14 protein-coding genes and 1 tRNA gene are annotated in these 16,858 nt (G+C 62.2%); 6 read left to right on the top strand and 9 right to left on the bottom strand.

From position 1 onward, the window contains the following. Nucleotides 1–57: 57 nt before the first annotated feature. The 7 genes from IPV69_RS18775 to IPV69_RS18745 form a co-directional block, all read right to left on the bottom strand. Nucleotides 58–1,848, bottom strand: a complete 1,791-nt coding sequence (locus tag IPV69_RS18775) for a bifunctional serine/threonine-protein kinase/formylglycine-generating enzyme family protein (RefSeq protein WP_390884420.1) — start codon at nucleotides 1,846–1,848, stop codon at nucleotides 58–60. 92 nt (nucleotides 1,849–1,940) lie between these two features. Then, nucleotides 1,941–2,570 carry an RNA polymerase sigma factor gene (locus tag IPV69_RS27980; protein ID WP_390884366.1) on the bottom strand — a complete coding sequence of 210 codons (630 nt, stop codon included), beginning with the start codon at nucleotides 2,568–2,570 and terminating at the stop codon, nucleotides 1,941–1,943. Nucleotides 2,571–2,581: 11 nt separating this feature from the next. Beyond that, entirely contained in the window at nucleotides 2,582–3,376 is a 795-nt protein-coding gene (locus IPV69_RS18765; protein ID WP_206291253.1) for a type II secretion system protein, read from the bottom strand. Beyond that, entirely contained in the window at nucleotides 3,373–4,167 is a 795-nt protein-coding gene (locus IPV69_RS18760) for a choice-of-anchor J domain-containing protein (RefSeq protein WP_206291252.1), read from the bottom strand. Before IPV69_RS18760 ends, IPV69_RS18765 begins: the two co-directional genes overlap by 4 nt. Nucleotides 4,168–4,683: 516 nt before the next feature. After that, nucleotides 4,684–4,757 (bottom strand) — tRNA-Pro (locus tag IPV69_RS18755). A gap of 265 nt (nucleotides 4,758–5,022) precedes the next feature. After that, nucleotides 5,023–6,879, bottom strand: coding sequence for an ABC transporter ATP-binding protein (locus tag IPV69_RS18750; RefSeq protein WP_206291251.1), 1,857 nt, complete (start codon nucleotides 6,877–6,879; stop codon nucleotides 5,023–5,025). A 100-nt stretch (nucleotides 6,880–6,979) separates the two neighbouring features. Beyond that, entirely contained in the window at nucleotides 6,980–9,727 is a 2,748-nt protein-coding gene (locus IPV69_RS18745) for a glycosyltransferase (RefSeq protein WP_206291250.1), read from the bottom strand. 453 nt (nucleotides 9,728–10,180) lie between these two features. Here IPV69_RS18745 and IPV69_RS18740 point away from each other — a divergent pair, with 453 nt between their 5' ends. Further along, on the top strand, nucleotides 10,181–11,065 hold the full coding sequence (locus tag IPV69_RS18740) for a metallophosphoesterase (RefSeq protein ID WP_206291249.1): 885 nt from the start codon (nucleotides 10,181–10,183) through the stop codon (nucleotides 11,063–11,065). Nucleotides 11,066–11,184: 119 nt separating this feature from the next. Here IPV69_RS18740 and IPV69_RS18735 read toward each other — a convergent pair whose 3' ends face one another. Both IPV69_RS18735 and IPV69_RS18730 read right to left on the bottom strand, forming a co-directional pair. Beyond that, entirely contained in the window at nucleotides 11,185–11,919 is a 735-nt protein-coding gene (locus tag IPV69_RS18735) for a hypothetical protein (protein WP_206291248.1), read from the bottom strand. A gap of 123 nt (nucleotides 11,920–12,042) precedes the next feature. Next, nucleotides 12,043–12,351, bottom strand: a complete 309-nt coding sequence (locus tag IPV69_RS18730; protein ID WP_206291247.1) for a hypothetical protein — start codon at nucleotides 12,349–12,351, stop codon at nucleotides 12,043–12,045. Between the two features lie 256 nt (nucleotides 12,352–12,607). Between IPV69_RS18730 and IPV69_RS18725 the strand changes: the two genes are divergently transcribed. The 5 genes from IPV69_RS18725 (at nucleotide 12,608) to IPV69_RS18705 (ending at nucleotide 16,787) form a co-directional block, all read left to right on the top strand. Continuing rightward, nucleotides 12,608–13,018 carry a hypothetical protein gene (locus IPV69_RS18725; RefSeq protein WP_206291246.1) on the top strand — a complete coding sequence of 137 codons (411 nt, stop codon included), beginning with the start codon at nucleotides 12,608–12,610 and terminating at the stop codon, nucleotides 13,016–13,018. Between the two features lie 136 nt (nucleotides 13,019–13,154). After that, nucleotides 13,155–13,898, top strand: coding sequence for a type II secretion system protein (locus IPV69_RS18720; protein ID WP_206291245.1), 744 nt, complete (start codon nucleotides 13,155–13,157; stop codon nucleotides 13,896–13,898). 23 nt (nucleotides 13,899–13,921) lie between these two features. Beyond that, nucleotides 13,922–14,734 (top strand): hypothetical protein, encoded by an 813-nt coding sequence (locus tag IPV69_RS18715; protein ID WP_206291244.1) that lies wholly within the window; start codon nucleotides 13,922–13,924, stop codon nucleotides 14,732–14,734. Nucleotides 14,735–14,776: 42 nt separating this feature from the next. Next, nucleotides 14,777–15,670, top strand: coding sequence for a PEP-CTERM sorting domain-containing protein (locus IPV69_RS18710; RefSeq protein WP_206291243.1), 894 nt, complete (start codon nucleotides 14,777–14,779; stop codon nucleotides 15,668–15,670). 163 nt (nucleotides 15,671–15,833) lie between these two features. Beyond that, a complete protein-coding gene (locus IPV69_RS18705) occupies nucleotides 15,834–16,787 on the top strand; it encodes a phosphatidate cytidylyltransferase (RefSeq protein WP_206291242.1) in 954 nt (317 codons plus the stop codon). Nucleotides 16,788–16,858: the final 71 nt, after the last annotated feature.

Raw genomic sequence — 16,858 nt, 5'->3', positions numbered from 1 at the left:
GATGTCGGATCTCTCTCGAAAAATCAGAAATGTTGAGGTTTGGTGGGAAGATTATCGCTATCGATCGTCGGGATCCGCTTCCATGACGACCCGGAATCCGACGTCAGGGGCGGTCAGAGACTCCAGTGCCGCGCCGCGCGCTGCCGAGCGGCAATCGTGCGGTTCGCTCAATACGCTGCCGCCTCTGCAAGCCCGTGGGTAGCGTTCTGGTCGCGTCATCGCCTGCGAATACCCGGCCTCATAAGCATCCCGGCACAGTTCTCGCGCATTGCCGTGCATGTCGAACAGGCCCCAATGGTTCGGCGACTTTGTACCCACAGGCTGGAGCTTCCGATCACTGTTGGCTGCATGCCACCCCATCGATTCGAGCTGCCCGGTTCCTGCAAACGGGCCCGGGGCACCGGCGCGGCAGCCGTACTCCCACTCCCGCTCGTCTGGCAGCCGAAATACCCGTCCCTCCGCCGCGCTAAGCCGGCGACAGAACTCGGTCGCGTCCTCAAACGTGATGTTGGTCATTGGGAGCGAATCAGTGTCTTCCTTTGCACCTGGCTCCATGAGCCTTCGATATTGGGCCCGGGTAACCTCAGTCGTCGCGATCCAGTAGGGCTTTGCGATCGATTCGCTATGACGCCGTTCGTCCTGCTGATGCCCTACTTCCGTCGTAGGGCTGCCCATCTGAAACTGAGCCGGATTGAGGCGAATCAGCCGAATGCCGAGTTTCGTCTCATGGGTCGGCATCGTCAGCGGCGCGACGACGCCGGCACGATCCCCGGTGGGAAGAAGCACAAACACTGGGATCGTCAAACACGCCAGTGGCAGAAGGTACAACCATTTCCAAGCCCGTTTCCAACGCGGCGGCGGCGACCGCGTGACCACTTCGCCGGCCAACACCCGCTGAAGGTCCAGTTGCAGCGCGCCGATCGACTCGTAGCGATCGGCCGGGCTCTTCGCCAACGCGATGGTGACAATACGACTTACCGACGTGGCATCGATCCCGGCCACAGACACCGGCCGGCTGTTCATGCTGCGGGGAGGCGACCGGCGAATCTGTGCAATCACCTCCGAGATCGTGCCCGAAACCTCATACGGAAACTCACCGGACAGCGAGTGGTAGAGTAGAACCCCAAACGCGTAGATGTCGCTTCGAGGACCGAGTGTCGCCGAATCGCCGTCGGCCTGCTCAGGACTGGCCCAGGCGAGCGTGCCAAGAATCTGGCCGGTCGACGTGACAGTGGCAAGACTTCGGTGTCGTCCCTCGGGCTGAAAGAAGCGTGCCAGCCCGAAGTCAATCAAGTGGGGCTTGCCGCCGGTATCGACGAGGATGTTCTCGGGTTTAAGGTCGCGATGTACGAGGCCCGCTCCGTGGATCGCACCGAGGCCGTCGGCGATCTCGACGAAAAGCCGAATGATGCCCCGATAGTCGGACGCCGATCGGAGACGAATCGCCTCCAGTTCCAACGATTGACCGTCGATTCGTTCGGTTGCGAGATAGAACGACCCGTCGTCGGTCTGACCGCGATCGACCACCTTTAAGACACAGCGGTGCGTTACCGCGCTGAGTGCTCGAACTTCCCGCTCCAGTCGACGCCGCGCGGATGCGGTCATGAAGCGCCCGCCGTGGAAGACCTTAAGCGCGACGTCTTGTTGACTCTCCTCGTGATAAGCGTCGTAGACGGCCCCCTGCCCTCCGACACTGATGAGTTGGCGGACCCGGAAGCCAAGCACTTGAGGCAGAGGCGGGTGTTCTGCACCTTCCGGGATGGTGACCGGATCCACCGTCGGCGCGACGGTCAGATCGATCGGTGCTTCCAGTTCCTCGTCGCTGAGCACTTTGAGCGGGGTCGGCATCTGCCCGGCCCGCGCCGCCAGAAGTTGCGCAAACCGGACACGCCTGTCCTGAGATTCTGATTCCGCGTCCCCGCTCATTAGGCACCATTGTGCTACGCCGGCCGGGTTGACTTCAATAGCTCGTTCTTCAGCTGCACGAGTGCACGGCTGCAAAGGAGGTGAATAGCGTGCTCGGTTCGCTGCATCAGGCCCGCCGCCTCTTTCACACTCCGCTGCTCGATGTGGCGAATGCGAATACACTGCGCGTAATCAGGAGGAAGCCGGTCAATCGATCGTTGTAAGTGTGCGGCGATCTCATGCGCGATGGCCGATTGGCTGGGTGTCCGGTCATAGACCGCCAGCTGTTCCAAGAGCCCGATGAGCGGGCCGGGCTCGTCGAAATCCTCAACCTCTTCAATCCGCTGGACAGCGCCGCCCCGCTTTCGTGCCCGAAGTTCGCGGACGAGATCAACAATCCGATGTCGGGCGATGGTCAGGATGAGACGCCGTACGTGATCGTGATCGCCCAAGTCCACTTCACGGCAGCGCCGAAAGAACTCGAGACAAACGTCTTGGACGACGTCTTCCGGATCGATGAGTCGCCCCAGGTCAGGCGGAATGCGGCGACGCGCATACTCCAATACAACACCTCGATTCTGGCGGAATGCGTTCTCTACGATTCGAATCGTCGAATCAATCGCCGCGGGTGCCTGTTTTTCGGGAGTGTGGTCTGCGGGCAGCATTGACGAATCTCTTAAGGTGACTCGCCCGGGAACCAGCGGCTGTCGGAAACGGACCTGCCGGTCTCGTCGAACAGCTGTCGCTCCGATCGCATCGCCACGTGGCCGTCGGCGTATCCGATGTTCAGTCGGCCGGAAACCGCGGTCCTTGCCAGTGCCCCATCACTGCGATGCCGCGAATAGTCCAGCTCACTGTTCACCATGCCGAAGCGGCCTGCGTAAATGGGGCCGATGCCCCCATTGCCGCCAAAACGCTGGCCCGCGGACTTACCTTCGACGCCCACAATCGGCGGAGCGAGCCAGCCAGTAGCCGTCGTGCCCGTGTACGACCAGGCTTCGACGACAAGGATCAACTGCGACGGCTCGGACGCCGCGAGGTTCCAGGTTCGTCCCCCACCCTTGGTAACCATCTGAACGTCGAGCTCGGAGCTGGCCCACGCGTTCATCGCGTAGCTGCGAGCACCATCATCCGAAGGGCAGGCCAACACGCCGCCCGCTGGCTTTTGAAGCGGGAGTCGATCGGCGTCAACGAGGTATGCGCCGACCTGGTTCTTGTCGAACCAGTACTGTGCGGGCGCCGGCACCGTTCGTGTAAAGGGCAATTTGCCTTGGCTCGCAGCGCTGGCAAGAATCGCTTTCGTCACCGCACCAATGTTGGAGGTACAGACGACCGCTTTTGCATTGCGCCGGACCCTGGAAACGCCGGGAATCGCGATCGCCAACAAGAGGCCCACAATGCCTACGACGACGAGCAATTCGACGATGGTGAATGCCGAGGACCGGGTAGTGCTGAGATAACGCTTTCTCACTTGCTGCCTCCCGGTCGTGTCGAGGAGCGAAACCGGCCGAGCAATCCGAGGATTGAAGGTATGATCACAGCCACCATTCCAGGCTCGGGCACGGCCGTCAGTCGGACATTGTCGATCGCGATTTCCGTTCCGCGGCTGCCATCGGGTCCGGTGTCCTCCACGAAGTACCTAAACGCAAAACGCCCTTGGACCGGGCCACTTAAGCCCGAAATTGGCAACGCGTAGTGAGTCCACGAGGTCGGAAAGGCCAGCGGGTTCGGGGCACTCTGGTAAGTGGGATTGATATCGAGCAACAGGCGTCCAAAGTCGCCGACCGACACGGCGGTCGTCCCGACATCGCTACCTGCGTTCGTGATGTTCAAACGGACCTGTAAACGGTCCGGAAAGCCTTGGCCATCCTGGCCGATGGCGTCGAACGTGAGCGACTGCCCATTTTCAAGCGTCATTGCGGGAGAGACGAGCCAATTGCTCGCGGTTGCGTTGCCGCCTGCGCCGGCCGACTCGTAGCCGACAGCGGCAAAGGCTGAGCCCCCGCCCATGGCTGTAAGGCCCGAATTGATAGCACCCTGCTGCCAAGTCGTGGTCCCAACGGGGCTGCTGCGGTTGAGGACCGTCCACGTAGTAGTGGACGAGAATGACGAAAAGTCGTCGGAAAAGATGTCAGCTGCGGCGGTAGGCCCCGCGGCAACGAGCGAAACCAGCACTGCCAGCTCGGCGAGAGCACCGATATGTCCACGCATTTCTTCCCCATTGGGTGATATCAGCAGTTCTTCCCGCGACGAAGTATCCACTGCCGATCCCGGAATTCAAGTTGAAGTCGTCGGTGCCTTCTTTGTAGTGCTTGATTGTCCCTCTAGAGAGACACTCTTGGGTCCACCTTGCGAGCTTGTACGGCAAGTGGCAGAGTGTCGATATGCGTGTAGGTTAGGATCGTCGAATTCAGGAAGGATGGGTTCTCGGCTCGGCGCCCGGTGGTCGCCGAAAAGACCGCAAGAATTGTCGGGGCCTCGTGGGATCCCGCCGAGAGCACGTCCGGCGTATCGTCCAACTCTTCGCACAATGGGCCGCTCACGATAGACGACGTCATCGATAGGCTGCGCGCCAAGGGTCGCGTCTGGCGTGCAAGTTTGCGCAACCTCACCCGCAGCTAGATCGCGACAAAGTTGAGAGGCAATCAGGGTAGCGTGTCTGAAGCCAATGCGGCCTCGAGAACCCGCTTTTTCATTGCAGCACTAAGTCGCGGCAATGTCGCGGTGCATAACGCCAATGGCCCCGGCGATCTGCCGGGGCCATTGGTCGAACTTCAATCGGGGTGACAGGATTTGAACCTGCGACCTTTTGGTCCCGAACCAAACGCTCTACCAAGCTGAGCTACACCCCGTCACTTCGCCTTACCGGTTCGGTCGGGCGAGTCGATGAGTTTAACACCTTCGAATCCGGATGCAAGCATCCTGGCCGACGCATCGACCCGCATCGACCTCGGGGCGATCGTGCGTGGGTGCCCTGTGCCGAAAAGACCGTGTCCCGAAAGGCCGTGTGGGATTCGGCGATTGTGGTTCAGGCGTCCCGCCTGCAATGCAGCCGGGACGGCTGCACCACAACGGCGATGACTTCTGCCAAGGCGTGAAGGCCCCGGAACGGCTCCCTCAGACGGTACCGGGTGCGGGGATCGGGACGGGGCTGGCTGGGGGGGCGGCATCGTCCTCCAGCTTTAACTGGTGTCGGGCCATGCGATAGTACGGCCCGCGACGAAGGATCAACTCGTCATGGCGTCCTCGCTCGGTGATTCGGCCGCCTTCCATGACGAAGATCTCGTCGCAGTCGGCGACGGTGCTCAGGCGGTGACTGACGATGATGATCGTTCGCTTGCCCTTGAGCTTTCCGAGCGTCGCGGTGATGAGCTGTTCGTTCTGCGGATCGAGCGCGCTGGTGGGCTCGTCCAGGATGAGGATCGGCGCTTCGGTGATCAGTGCCCGGGCGATCGCGAGCCGCTGCCGCTGACCGCCGGAGATGTTGGTCGCGTTCTCGTTCAGGATGGTGTCGTACCCTTCGGGCAGACGCTTGATGAACTCGTCGGCCTCGGACGCCTCGGCGGCGGCACGAATCTGCTCCTGCGTCGCGCCAGGAACGCCATAGGCGATGTTCTCGGCGACGGTCGCTGGCAGCAGCGGGTTTTCCTGGAGCACGATCGCGATGTGTGCCCGCAGGTCGGCGGTCGCGACCGACCGCACGTTGAGGCCGTCGAGTTCGATACTGCCGGCGGTGACGTCGTAAAAGCGCGGCAGCAGGCTCAGGATGGTGCTCTTGCCGACGCCGCTCTCGCCGACGAACGCGACCATGTTTCCCGGCGTGATCTTCGCCGAGACGTCGCGCAGGATGGGTTTGCCCGGCAGATATTCGAAGTCGACGTTCTTGAACTCGATGACCCGCGACTGCTTGGGAAATGCCAGCGGGTTGGGCGGGTCTTCGATCATGGGCTTCTGATCGAGGACTTCGAACACGCGCTTGGCTTGGACGGTGGCCTGGGCGAAGGTGGAGCCGCTGCCGGTCATCTTGTTCAGCGGTTCGTAGAACTTGTTGAGGTAGGCGAGGAAGACATAGAGCTTACCGATGGTCATCCCCGCTTCGCCGGCGCCGGTGACGTACTGGTCGCGGTAGACGAACCATCCGCCGAAGCCCAGGATCAGCGCAACGCCCAGGCCCAAGATGGAAGCGACGAGCAAGGTGTAGATAACTTCGCGCCAGTGGACGCGGAACAGGATGGCCATCGCGCCGTCGACCTCGCCGCGAAACTTCTGGTACTCGTGCTTCTCCCGGCGGAACGCCTGCGTGAGCCAGAGCGAAGCAACGGCACGCTGCACGACGGTCATCAGGCCGCTGTCGGCGACCTTCGCTTCTTCCCAGCCGGCGGTGATGGCGCGGTTCGCCCAGCGGTGCGTCCAGAGCAGCAGCGGGATAGCGACGAGAGAGATCAGTGCCAGCATCGGCTGGATGGTGAACATGACCCACGCCATCACCAGGAGCATGACAATGCTGACCAGCACATTGCCGACGATGATGTTGAGGATGGTCTGGAAGCCATAGGTGTCGCTCGAGAGGCGGTAAAGCGAATCACCCTGCGGCCGGGAGCGGTGGTAGGCCAGGCTCAGGCGTTGCAGGTGCATGAAAAGGTCGGACCGCACATGCCGCAGGCCGTAGTAGCCGACCTTGACCGAGGCCATCGTCTGCACCATGACGAGTACCGCGGCGGTGATGGTGATGAGCAAACCGATGGCGGCAAGACCGATGATCTGGCCTTCCTTCGACGCCGGCAGGACGGCGACGAACAGTCCGTCGACCCACCCGCTGGCGGGCTTGTTGCCGAGGACCGAGTCGATCAGCACCTTGACGGTGATCGGCTGGAGCAGGCCGACGAGTGTCGCGAGAAACGTCAGCGCGAGGGACCAGACGATCCGGGGCAGGTCGGGACGGAAATAGGCCAGGCAGCGAAGGAGGAAACGCATAGTAGGGTCCGCCTTGGCGGACGCGAGGCACTTCCGCGAGCGTTAGAGAAACCGTTTCGAGTTCGGGGTTTCGGAAGAATCGAATCCGCCAACGCGGACCCTACGCGACGACGGCATCCTCGGGCAAGTGGACCTTGTCGTCTTCGCGTTGCGATTCCTTCTTGCGTACGGGCTGCGGGACGCCGGTTTCGATGCTCGGCTTCTCCGGCTTCTTGGGATAGACCGGCCAGTAACCGCTCCGCTCGGCGACCTCGTCGATCATGCCGAGGACCGGCACCGTTACCCGCCAGCGGTTGACGAGATACATCGTCCACCATGCGACGGGAATGAGCGCCGCCGTGCGGCTGAAGGGCCAGAGGTAGTCCTGCAGCAGGAGCAATCCGCCGAGGATGCAGCTCGCCCAGAGGAGGACGGTGCAGAAGGTGCTCATCATCGGGTGAACGCGGACGCGTGTCAGCTTGCCGACGCCGTGATGATCTTCGGTGGCGGTGGTGATGCGGATCTTGGTGTAGCGGGAGCCGTAGATTTCCAGGTCCCAGCCTTCCCAGCCGCTGTCGACGCGAACGCGCCAACCTTTCTTGCGAATCTCGGCGATGACCTCGTCCATCAGCTTGAGGCGGCCATGCTCTTTGCTCCAGTACTTGAGGGTGTCGCGGTCGTAGAGGTCGAACGGGAGTTCGTTCCGCCGTTTGTAGCCGCGGGCCTGTGCGTCCATCACCTTGCTCTTGAGGCGGACGGAATATCTGGCCCAGCCGCGGACGATGGGCTGACGGTAGTGCAAGTACGCGATGAGCGGCTTACTGAAGCGGTGGGCGTGCCTCGGACGCGGCGCCTGGTACGCGGCAATGCAGGCCAGCACGATGGGCGTGAGGAACATCCAGAGCGCCACCCACAGCAGCGGCCCGAACGCCAGACCGAGAATGGCCATAAAGCCGGTCAGCAGGTGCCACTCGATGCTCATGAGCATCATGGCGATCATGCTGGCGGGTTTGCGGTAGATGGTTTGAAACAGCCCGGTGCCGAACAGGCCGTGATAGATGACGTCGCCGCCGACCTTGATGCCGATTTCTTCGCCGCCGTAGATGCGGCCGCGCCAGTGGCTCGCGCCCAGGGTGTTGAAGTGGTCGGGGTGCTTGTACTTCAGCAGCGCCTCGGCGATGCCGTAGCCCCGCTGCTGCTTCAGGTAGGCCTGCACGGTGTTTCGGCGATAGTGCCAGACCTGGGCCGCCGGCGAGAAGCCGATCGAGTAGCCCAGGTGTTGCAACCGCCAGATGAAGTCGACGTCGTCGCCGGCGGCGCGGTACTGGGGGTCGAACCCGTTCACCTGTTCCCAGGCGTACTTGTAGAACGACATATTGCAGCCGGGCACGTGCTCGGCTTCGCGGTCGTTGATCATGACGTGCGTCGGCCCGCCGGGCGAAAGGCCGACACAGTCGGCGACCCAGCTACCTTCGTCAGGGATCAGGTTCGGGCCGCCCATGCCGACATGGTTGCTCCGCACCATCGCCAGCGCGACGAAATAAAGCCAGTCTTCGTCGGCTTCACAGTCGCTGTCGGTGTAGACGATGATCTCGCCGGTCGCCGCCTGCGCACCGACATTGCGGGCGTAGCTCAGCCCCATATTTTTCTGCTTGATGTTCACAAGCCAGGGGCAGTCTTTGAACTTGGCCAGGATCTCCTGGGTGTTGTCCTTGCTGCCGTCGTCGACGAACACCACTTCGTAGTTGGGCGTGCCGTCGGGCAGGTGGTAGCGGATCTTGCCCATCGAGGCGACGCAGGATTCGACGGTGCTCGCGCCGTTGTACGAGCAGATGATCACGCTGCACTTGGGCAGCTTCAGGTCGGTCACCTGGGGTGCGCGGCGGAAGACGTCCTGCACCGCGGCGAAGGACGGCTTCTTGATGCGGTAGCCGTCGTCGTCGCGCTCGCGCCGGGTGACGCCAAACTTCCAGTCTTCGATCTGCCAGTTGTGGACGTACCAGTCGTCGGTGTAGCTGAAGACGAACGTGCCGACGGCGCCTTCGTCGAAGGTCGCCTTGAGCTGCGTCGAGAGCATGGTCGCCTGCTGCTCTTCGCTGTAGCTCTGGTGGGTGTCGACGCCGTACTCGCCGAGCATCAACGGCAGCTCGCCGGCGATCATCTGCAGGCGGGCGAGGTAGTTGCGAAGCTGGGGCTCGTAGTCGAGGTAGACGTTGAAGCAGCAGAAGTCGATGGCGCGGGGGCGGAGGTATTCGGTGGTCGGGAAGTTGGCGAAGGTCGCCAGGCAGTGCGGGGCCTCTTCCTTCACGATCGCGACGAGCTCGTCGATGAACGCTTCGACGCGGGCGGCGGTCATGAAGCGGACCAGTTCCGGCGGAATCTCGTTGACGACGCTGATCGCCATCACCGCCGGGTGGTTGCCGCAGCGGCGGGCACAATCACGGACGGCGGCGCGGGCCTGCTCCGCCACTTCGGGGTCGTCGACGAACGCCAGGTTCTTGGGCCAGCTGACGTCCAGAAAGATCTTGATGCCCATCTCGCGGGCCAGTTCGAGGAACCAGCTGGGCGGGACGTAGTAGATGCGGACGCAGTTGCCGCCGAGTTCGAGGATCTGTTCGAAGTCTTTGCGGGTCTGGGCGCGGTTGGCGAAATGGGAACCGTTGGCGTCGGGCGCGAACGGCCCGTAGGTCACGCCTTTGACGTAGAACTTCTCTTCGCCGAGACGGAAGAATTTGCCGTCGCGTCGGACACGGTTGGCGGGCGCTTCGATGACGCGCTTTCGGCCGGTGGTCACGTCGGACTGACGGACCATCGTTGTGCCCGATGTCGGCTCCGTACGGAGCACCGGCCCGGTGGTTACGACTGTCATGGGTGGCCTACCTCGCTCGCGCGAGTGAATCCGGGAGTGCGGCTGGGTTGGTGTACCCCGGTTCTCGCTGTCATGCCGACGGGTTTCGCAGCACAGGCTTCCAGCCTGCAAAGTGACACAGGCCGGGAAGCCTGCGACACGAACTCCGATTCTTGGACGAAACCCGAAGCAATCCGGTTGAACAGGGCAATATCCTACGTCGCGAACCCGATCTGTACGACCGGTAAAATCCGTTCGCGAAACGAATGATTCTGTTCCTGACACCCGAGAGCGGCGGAGGTTAGACCGGATCGGCGTTTCGGTTCAATGATTGAGTCCGATAAGTGCGCGGGTATCGGAGTGGATCGGTGGATGGGTGACGTGGTAGATTGTCAGCCAATCACGCGATATGCAGGGTCGCGTCGAGCAGAGCAAGAGCCGTCCGAACACTCCTCCACCCCGACAGATTTGCCTATGTCCTACAACGCCGAAGCCGTCATCGAATCGCTCGGGTGTGCCGCTGAGGAAAACCAGCGCGAGCCTCACCGCGTCGGGCAGACGATCCATCTGCCGCCGGAGGGGGATCTCTGGATTGTCGGCGACGTCCACGACCATCGGCGGAACTTCGCCAAGTTTCTCGCGTATGCGGATTTAGCGAACAACCCCACGCGGCACATCATCCTGCATGAGATCATTCACGGCGATCACTGGGACGCCGAGGGGGCCGAAGACTCCTGGCATATGCTGGTTCGGGCGGCGGAGTTGAAGTGCGAGTTCCCCGAGCAGGTCCACTTTCTGCTCGCCAATCACGACCTGGCGCAGATCCACGGCGAAGGGATCATGAAGGCCGGCGTGAGCGTCTGTGAAGGGTTCAACAAGGGCATCAAGCGCGACTTTGGCGACGCCCGCTACAAGGTGCAGGTGGCGATCACCGAGTTCCTGTTGTCGCAGCCCCTGGCGATCAAGACGGGGAATGGCATCTTTGTCAGCCACAGCCTGCCGCCGGACGACCTGATCCCGACCTTCGACTACACGGCGCTGGACCGCGAGTTGGTCGCCAACGACTACACCCGCAAGGTCGGGCCGGTATACCAGTTGATCTGGGGCCGACGGGCAACACCGGCCGGCGTGGACGCGTTCCTGGAACGGGTCGGTGCCAAGCTGCTGATCACCGGCCATCAGCCACAGGACGAAGGGTACGCCCTCAACGGCGACCGCCATGTGATCATCGCGTCGGACCACAACAAGGGCGTCTTCGTGACGGTCGAGCTGGACGTGGATTATCCCGACATCCATTACGTCGCACAGAACATCCACCGGTTCCTTGAACTGGAGATGCCTGAAGTTGTGTCGGACTGACTCTAACAGGAACGCGGGACGCGGCCGGATGTTTTGCGACGTAGGGTCCGCCTTGGCGGACGTGGTCGCGCGGTCGGGCCGGTCGCATCCGCCAAGGCGGACCCTAGGCTGCAAGACCTCTATCTGGAATAGCTGACGCCCAGCGTGCCGACCACCGCATCCTGCCGCCCGTCGTTGGCGAGTACGAGCAGGTCGGACTCGAGGCGCAGGTAGTTGACCGATGCGTTGAGATAGACATCGCCCGCAGGCGACGAAGACAGCCGCAGGCTCAGTTTCACACCCGCCGAGAGGTAGCCCAGCGTTTCATTGCGGCCGTACTGATCGAGGTAGTAATCGCTGAGGCTCAGACCGGCCAGCACGGGAGTTGAGATCCCCAGTAGCTTGTCGCCGACCGGCACGAGCCAGGTCGGCTCCAGGCCCAATTCCAGGTACATGTCGTGACCGTCGCTCCCGGCGACCTGGTACGAAAGTTCGGCGTAAGGGCGGAGGGACTGGGGCGTGATGGCAGATTTCGCAAGCCACTGCGCCGTCTCAAGCGACAGCTTACCGCTGATTTCCTGATAGCTGGCGACATCACCGCCGGGGTAGAGCCGGGCACTGTACTTCAGGTCGAACGTCGCCGGCCCGAGTCCGAACAGCGCGCCGCCATAGAGCTCGGCCTCGTACCAGCTCCAGCCGGCGTTGGGGCTGGATGTGGACACCTCGCCGCCGAAGAACTCGTTGAGCTGATCCAGGTACGCCGCATCGTGCGACGGATCGCCGGTGTAATGGCGCGGGAACGGGCCGCGCGGAGCGCCCGGTGTCTCCTGGATGATTCGTCCCTGCGACGCGGAGGTCGATTCATTCGGCGGCACAACACCATGCCCCCGGCGGCCCTCCTGGGAACTATTCCACGTCCCCACGTACGGCCGAATCCAGGCGGATCCGACATGGACATCAGGGAGCGACAGCGTGGCGAAGGGCTGGAAGATGACGCCCTAATCGCCCATGTTCAGGCCACGATGGAAGTAAGCGGTGGTCACGTCCGCACCGACCGAGAAGGAGAACGGCAGCGTCTGCGTCGGCGGCGTGGAAGGCTTGTCCACACAGTCAGGACAGTCCGCTGGCCCGTGCGCGGTCTTCGTGGAGACTTCCGTGGCAGGCTCGTCGAGGGGAGTAATCTGCAGCGACTTCAGTTCCGCGAGAATACCGGCCTTGCACTTGGGGCACGCGAGCGCAGGCCGAGACCCTGTCGACAGCGCGAAACAGAACGCGAGGAGGATGAATAGACGCCGTAGGTACAACACAGTTCTTATTCCTTAAACTTCGACCGGCATCATGCCTATCGGGTATCAAATCGTCAGGGTGAAATCCCGACCGCCTGCATGATTTCAGTGAGCCGGCGGACGATGGCTGACTGCGATGCCCGGCCGAGCTGACAACGTCCAGTAGTTGCGACAGCAAACGTGTCGCCGGGGCCGATTGCAGGATTGATCTGCGCTCATCACGGGTGTAATACTGGCGCGGGATCGGTCGACAAGTACCTTGGCGGCGACTCTAAGCTTGAAGCGATTTCTCACCATTCTCGTCCTCCTCCAGCAAGCGGCCTGGCTGCTGGTGATCCTTCCGGGTCATCAGCGTGGTGCCATGGCCGTCGCCGGGACGACGATCAATGAGACCGCGACGAAAGGCGGCTCCTGCGTCGTCGAGAAGCGTCACTCCTGCTGCGACACCAGTGCTTCATCGCCTGCTGGTACGGGAGGCAAATCCAGTCAATCTGAGAATCCGCTAAAGAAGCTGAGCCATTGTGCGGTCTGCCACATCGCAGTCCGGCTTACACCCGCGCCTCCGCCTGATTTCGTGCCTTCACCTACCGGGCTCGTCGAGCGGCTGTCGCCTTCGGGCCCGGGTGCCATTGCCTCGATCCACATCGCCCTCCCCTACGATGCCACCGGCCCACCTGCCCGGTTGTAATGTGCGTCTCACTTTCATCTGGTTCACCAGTTCAGTTGCTCGCGCGCCATCATGCGCCGCCGAAGTTGTGTGAAGCCATAACGGCTTCGTCGCGACTACTCGGCGTCGAATGGGCGTCGCACGCCCCGGAGCAGTCATGCGGTCTTCGTCACCGCACGGCCAGCGGTCTCGGCAGGGATTCACCCTTGTCGAACTGCTCGTCGTGATCGGCATCATCGCAGTGCTCATTGGCATCCTCCTGCCGTCGCTTGCGGCGGCGCGGAGGCAGGCCAACAGCACCAAGTGCCTGGCCAATATCCGTACCCTGGCCACAGCTCAGATGATGTATGCGGCCGAGAATCGCAACCACCTCGTGCAGGCCAGTGATCAGGGCAGCTTCGCGATCGAGCAGGGTTCCTGGATCGGTGCCTTGGAACGCTACTCGGCAGCGCCGCTTGCGCGGCGCTGTCCGGCGGACCGAAGCCCGTACTTCGAAGCCCCGTTCGTTCTCGCCGGCATTCCGGGTTACCGAACCTGCAGCTACGCCATCAATAACTACGTCTCGGCCAAACACGCACCGACCGGCATTACGCCGGTCATCAAGATCACCCAGGTGCGTCAGTCGTCGAGCGTCATCCAATTTCTGGAGTTGGTGGAGTTCGGCGGCAAGGCACTGGCGGACCACGTTCATGTCGATTCGTTCTACTCTGCGGGATCGCCTCAGCTGACGCTGAACAAGATCGCCGGGGAAGTAGCGCTCGGCCGGCATGACGATCGGGACAAGAGCTGGGACGCACTTCTTAATTACAGCTTTCTCGACGGACACGCCGAGACGCTGCCGCTTCGGTCTGTTTACACGGATCCGACAAGAAACCTTTTCAATCCGGCGGTCATTCAGTAGCCGCCGGTACCCCTGGAGTACAGATGTTGAAGGCACTCGCGTTTGGCGTGTGCGTGGCTGGCCTTGCCGTTTCGACGGCGCAGGCCCACTACGGACAACGCGTATGGGTGGACGTCGACGGAAGCGGGAAGATCGTCACCTACCGGGGGCCGGCGGGCGACCGCCCCAATCCCGGTGGGACCAATCCCTACCTACCGGGCGAGTTCTCTCCATGGAGGATCTTCGCGCGTGACATGGGCGATCTCGGCGACCTCAATCAAGCCGTCGGCGACGGCAGCTTCGATGACGACGGGGTTAACTACGCAACCCAGTTCGCCGGCTACGAAGCCAAGCCCGTACCGGCAACAACGCTCTCGGGAACGTTCCGTCTCGACATCGTCGGAGAGGTCAAGTATTTCGTGCCCCAGATCGGCGCGACACTCGCCCACTACGTGCCCGCTTCCACGGCGTTCGCTGGCAATGCCATTCCGAGGTTCACCGTCGGCGACTCGGCGACCTTCGGCACCAGCCCCTTGAGCGAAATCTCCGTCGACTCGGTCTGCAATGCCTTCACCGGCGGCGGACACGGTCACCCGCAGAACACCCTGGTCTATCCGAACCAGTCCAGCGGGAACGATCTGTACGACGGAATCTACGCGCTGGGGCTGCGGCTTCGGAACGACAACTACACGACCTCCGACACCTTCTATCTGATCCTGGGGAAAAACGCGTCCCTGGAGAATCTGCAGGCCGCCCACGACGTCGCAGCCGCGACGCTCGTGCCGGAACCTGCGTCCATCACCCTTCTCGCTTTCACCGGGCTGCTCTTACGGCGGTCTCGATCGCGACGGAACTGACCTTCAAACTTCACCTTCAAAGATAGTCCGCGAGGAAATGCAATGAATGTCAAGAAAACGCTTCTCACGTGCCTGGTGGCGGCCACTGCATCCACCACCCTGCTTTCGTCGAACGCCCGTGCTCACGGCCCGGTGATTCCGGTGAAGCTGGAAAGCGGGCGCATCGTTACCTACGAAATCGATCTCGATGACGGCGATGCCAATGGTTACGCGCCTGGGAACGCCAGCCGGTCCTTCTTCTATCCCACCGCCTACCAATCGGCGGTTGGCTTCGCCGCGGACAACGGCTGGTACGGACAACTGACCACCACACAGGCCAGCACCGGTGCTGACACCACATTCCTGGGACCGGGCGTCGCCTTCGGTCTGGGTTCATTCGCTTCGACCAACGTTTTCCGAGTCAACTTTGCAGACGCAGCCAAGGTCTGGTCGCCTGTCTCCAACAGCTTCGTCGCCACCGGCGGTGAGAAGCTACAGGGAATTCGCGGTAATTTTACGTCGACCGGCTTCCCCAACACCATCACCAGCGACGGCACACTGACCGGTACGGGTTTCGTCACCGGTGCCGTCGGCACCACCGCCACTGCACACAGCCAGGCACGCTGGCGGTTGCTCGGACCGACCGGATCATCGGTGCCGGGCGCAGGCAATGTGATCGACGACGGTCTCTACCTGGCGTCGTTGAAGCTCAGTGTCTACACCGATTTGGCGTCGGCGACGCCCGCATCGGCCCCGTCTGCCGCCCCGCTTACCGACTCGCTGACCTATTACATCCTGCTCCAGAAGAATGAGTTCGGCGGGGTCACGTCAGGCGATGTCGCCAACGCGCAGGCCTATATCAATACCGTACTCGTACCCGAACCGTCATGCATCGGAATGATCGGTGCCGGCGGAATGCTCCTGCTGCGTCGTCGCCGCTCGGCGACCTTCGCATGACGGCTCGCGACGGCGACGGTTTGAACAGATTGCTTCATGGCGGGCGGCGGACACTATGGCGGTGGCCGCCGCCCTTTTTCTTCTGCCGATCATTCCAACAGGAGCAGAGCAGGTCCTGCCGTTGCACACGCGAATGGCTGCCGTTAACACTACGGCCATCATCATGCTTCAACCCGACCGCGATGCGAAGATTCTGGCCGGTGCCGTCGCCGGATTACTTGGCGTTTCCACGCTCGTAGGACAGGTCCTTCGATTGCGCGCCAAATCGGAATCCGCAAAGCGCACCGTCGAGAACCTCAACGCCCGCATTAACGCCTGGTGGGTGATGGCGCTGGTGTTCGGGTCGGCGATTTACTTCGGGTTGACCGGCGCTTGCGTTCTGTTCGGCCTCGTATCGTTCTTTGCGCTGCGAGAAATGATCACGCTTTCCCCCACCCGCAGGGGCGATCATCACACGTTGTTCTGGGCGTTTTTCGTCATCACGCCGCTTCAGTATTACTTCGTCCGGCAGGAGTGGTACGGGATGGCGTCGAGCTTCATTCCTGTCTATTGCTTCCTGTTCCTGGCGATCCGCAGCGCGATGGCCGGTGACGCGACGCGGTACATGGAGCGCACGGCGAAGGTGCAATGGGGCGTGATGATCTGCGTGTACTGCGTCAGCCATGCCCCGCTGCTGCTGACGTTGAAGGTCGCCGGGATGGCCGCCGAGGACACCTGGAAGCTCCTGGTCTGGCTCGTGATCACGGTACAGATGAGCGATGTGCTGCAGTACGTGTGGGGCAAGACGTTTGGCAAACACAAGATAGCGCCCAACATCAGCCCGAGCAAAACGTGGGAAGGGTTTGTCGGCGGCGTGCTGTCGGCAACGGGCCTCGGCGTGCTCCTGCGGTTCCTGACGCCATTCGACGTCTACGCCGCGATGGGCATCGGCATCACCGTCGTGCTGCTCGGGTTCTTCGGCGGACTGGTCATGTCGGCGATCAAGCGCGACGCTGGTGTGAAAGACTACGGAAATCTCATCGGCGGACACGGCGGAATGATGGACCGAATCGATTCGATCACCTTCGCCGCGCCGGTCTTCTTCCACCTCGTCCGTTGGTTCTACCGCGTGACGTGAAAGATTGTGCGTGAATCAACGTCCTTGTGGTGCAGGCGTCCCGGCTGCCTGGCAGGCGGGACGCCTGCACC

It is taken from the genome of Humisphaera borealis, assembly GCF_015169395.1.
GTDB classification, from domain to species: domain Bacteria; phylum Planctomycetota; class Phycisphaerae; order Tepidisphaerales; family Tepidisphaeraceae; genus Humisphaera; species Humisphaera borealis.
This window is presented reverse-complemented; position numbering and strand designations above follow the sequence as displayed.

What these genes read in the sequence shown, in the direction of transcription:
- IPV69_RS18715 (WP_206291244.1), top strand. Translation starts at nt 13,922, where the DNA reads ATGTTGAAGGCACTCGCGTTTGGCGTGTGCGTGGCTGGCCTTGCCGTT.
- IPV69_RS18705 (WP_206291242.1), top strand. Translation starts at nt 15,834, where the DNA reads ATGCTTCAACCCGACCGCGATGCGAAGATTCTGGCCGGTGCCGTCGCC.
- IPV69_RS18710 (WP_206291243.1), top strand. Translation starts at nt 14,777, where the DNA reads ATGAATGTCAAGAAAACGCTTCTCACGTGCCTGGTGGCGGCCACTGCA.
- IPV69_RS18720 (WP_206291245.1), top strand. Translation starts at nt 13,155, where the DNA reads ATGCGGTCTTCGTCACCGCACGGCCAGCGGTCTCGGCAGGGATTCACC.
- IPV69_RS18775 (WP_390884420.1), bottom strand. Translation starts at nt 1,848, where the DNA reads ATGCCGACCCCGCTCAAAGTGCTCAGCGACGAGGAACTGGAAGCACCG.
- IPV69_RS18745 (WP_206291250.1), bottom strand. Translation starts at nt 9,727, where the DNA reads ATGACAGTCGTAACCACCGGGCCGGTGCTCCGTACGGAGCCGACATCG.
- IPV69_RS18750 (WP_206291251.1), bottom strand. Translation starts at nt 6,879, where the DNA reads ATGCGTTTCCTCCTTCGCTGCCTGGCCTATTTCCGTCCCGACCTGCCC.
- IPV69_RS18740 (WP_206291249.1), top strand. Translation starts at nt 10,181, where the DNA reads ATGTCCTACAACGCCGAAGCCGTCATCGAATCGCTCGGGTGTGCCGCT.
- IPV69_RS27980 (WP_390884366.1), bottom strand. Translation starts at nt 2,570, where the DNA reads ATGCTGCCCGCAGACCACACTCCCGAAAAACAGGCACCCGCGGCGATT.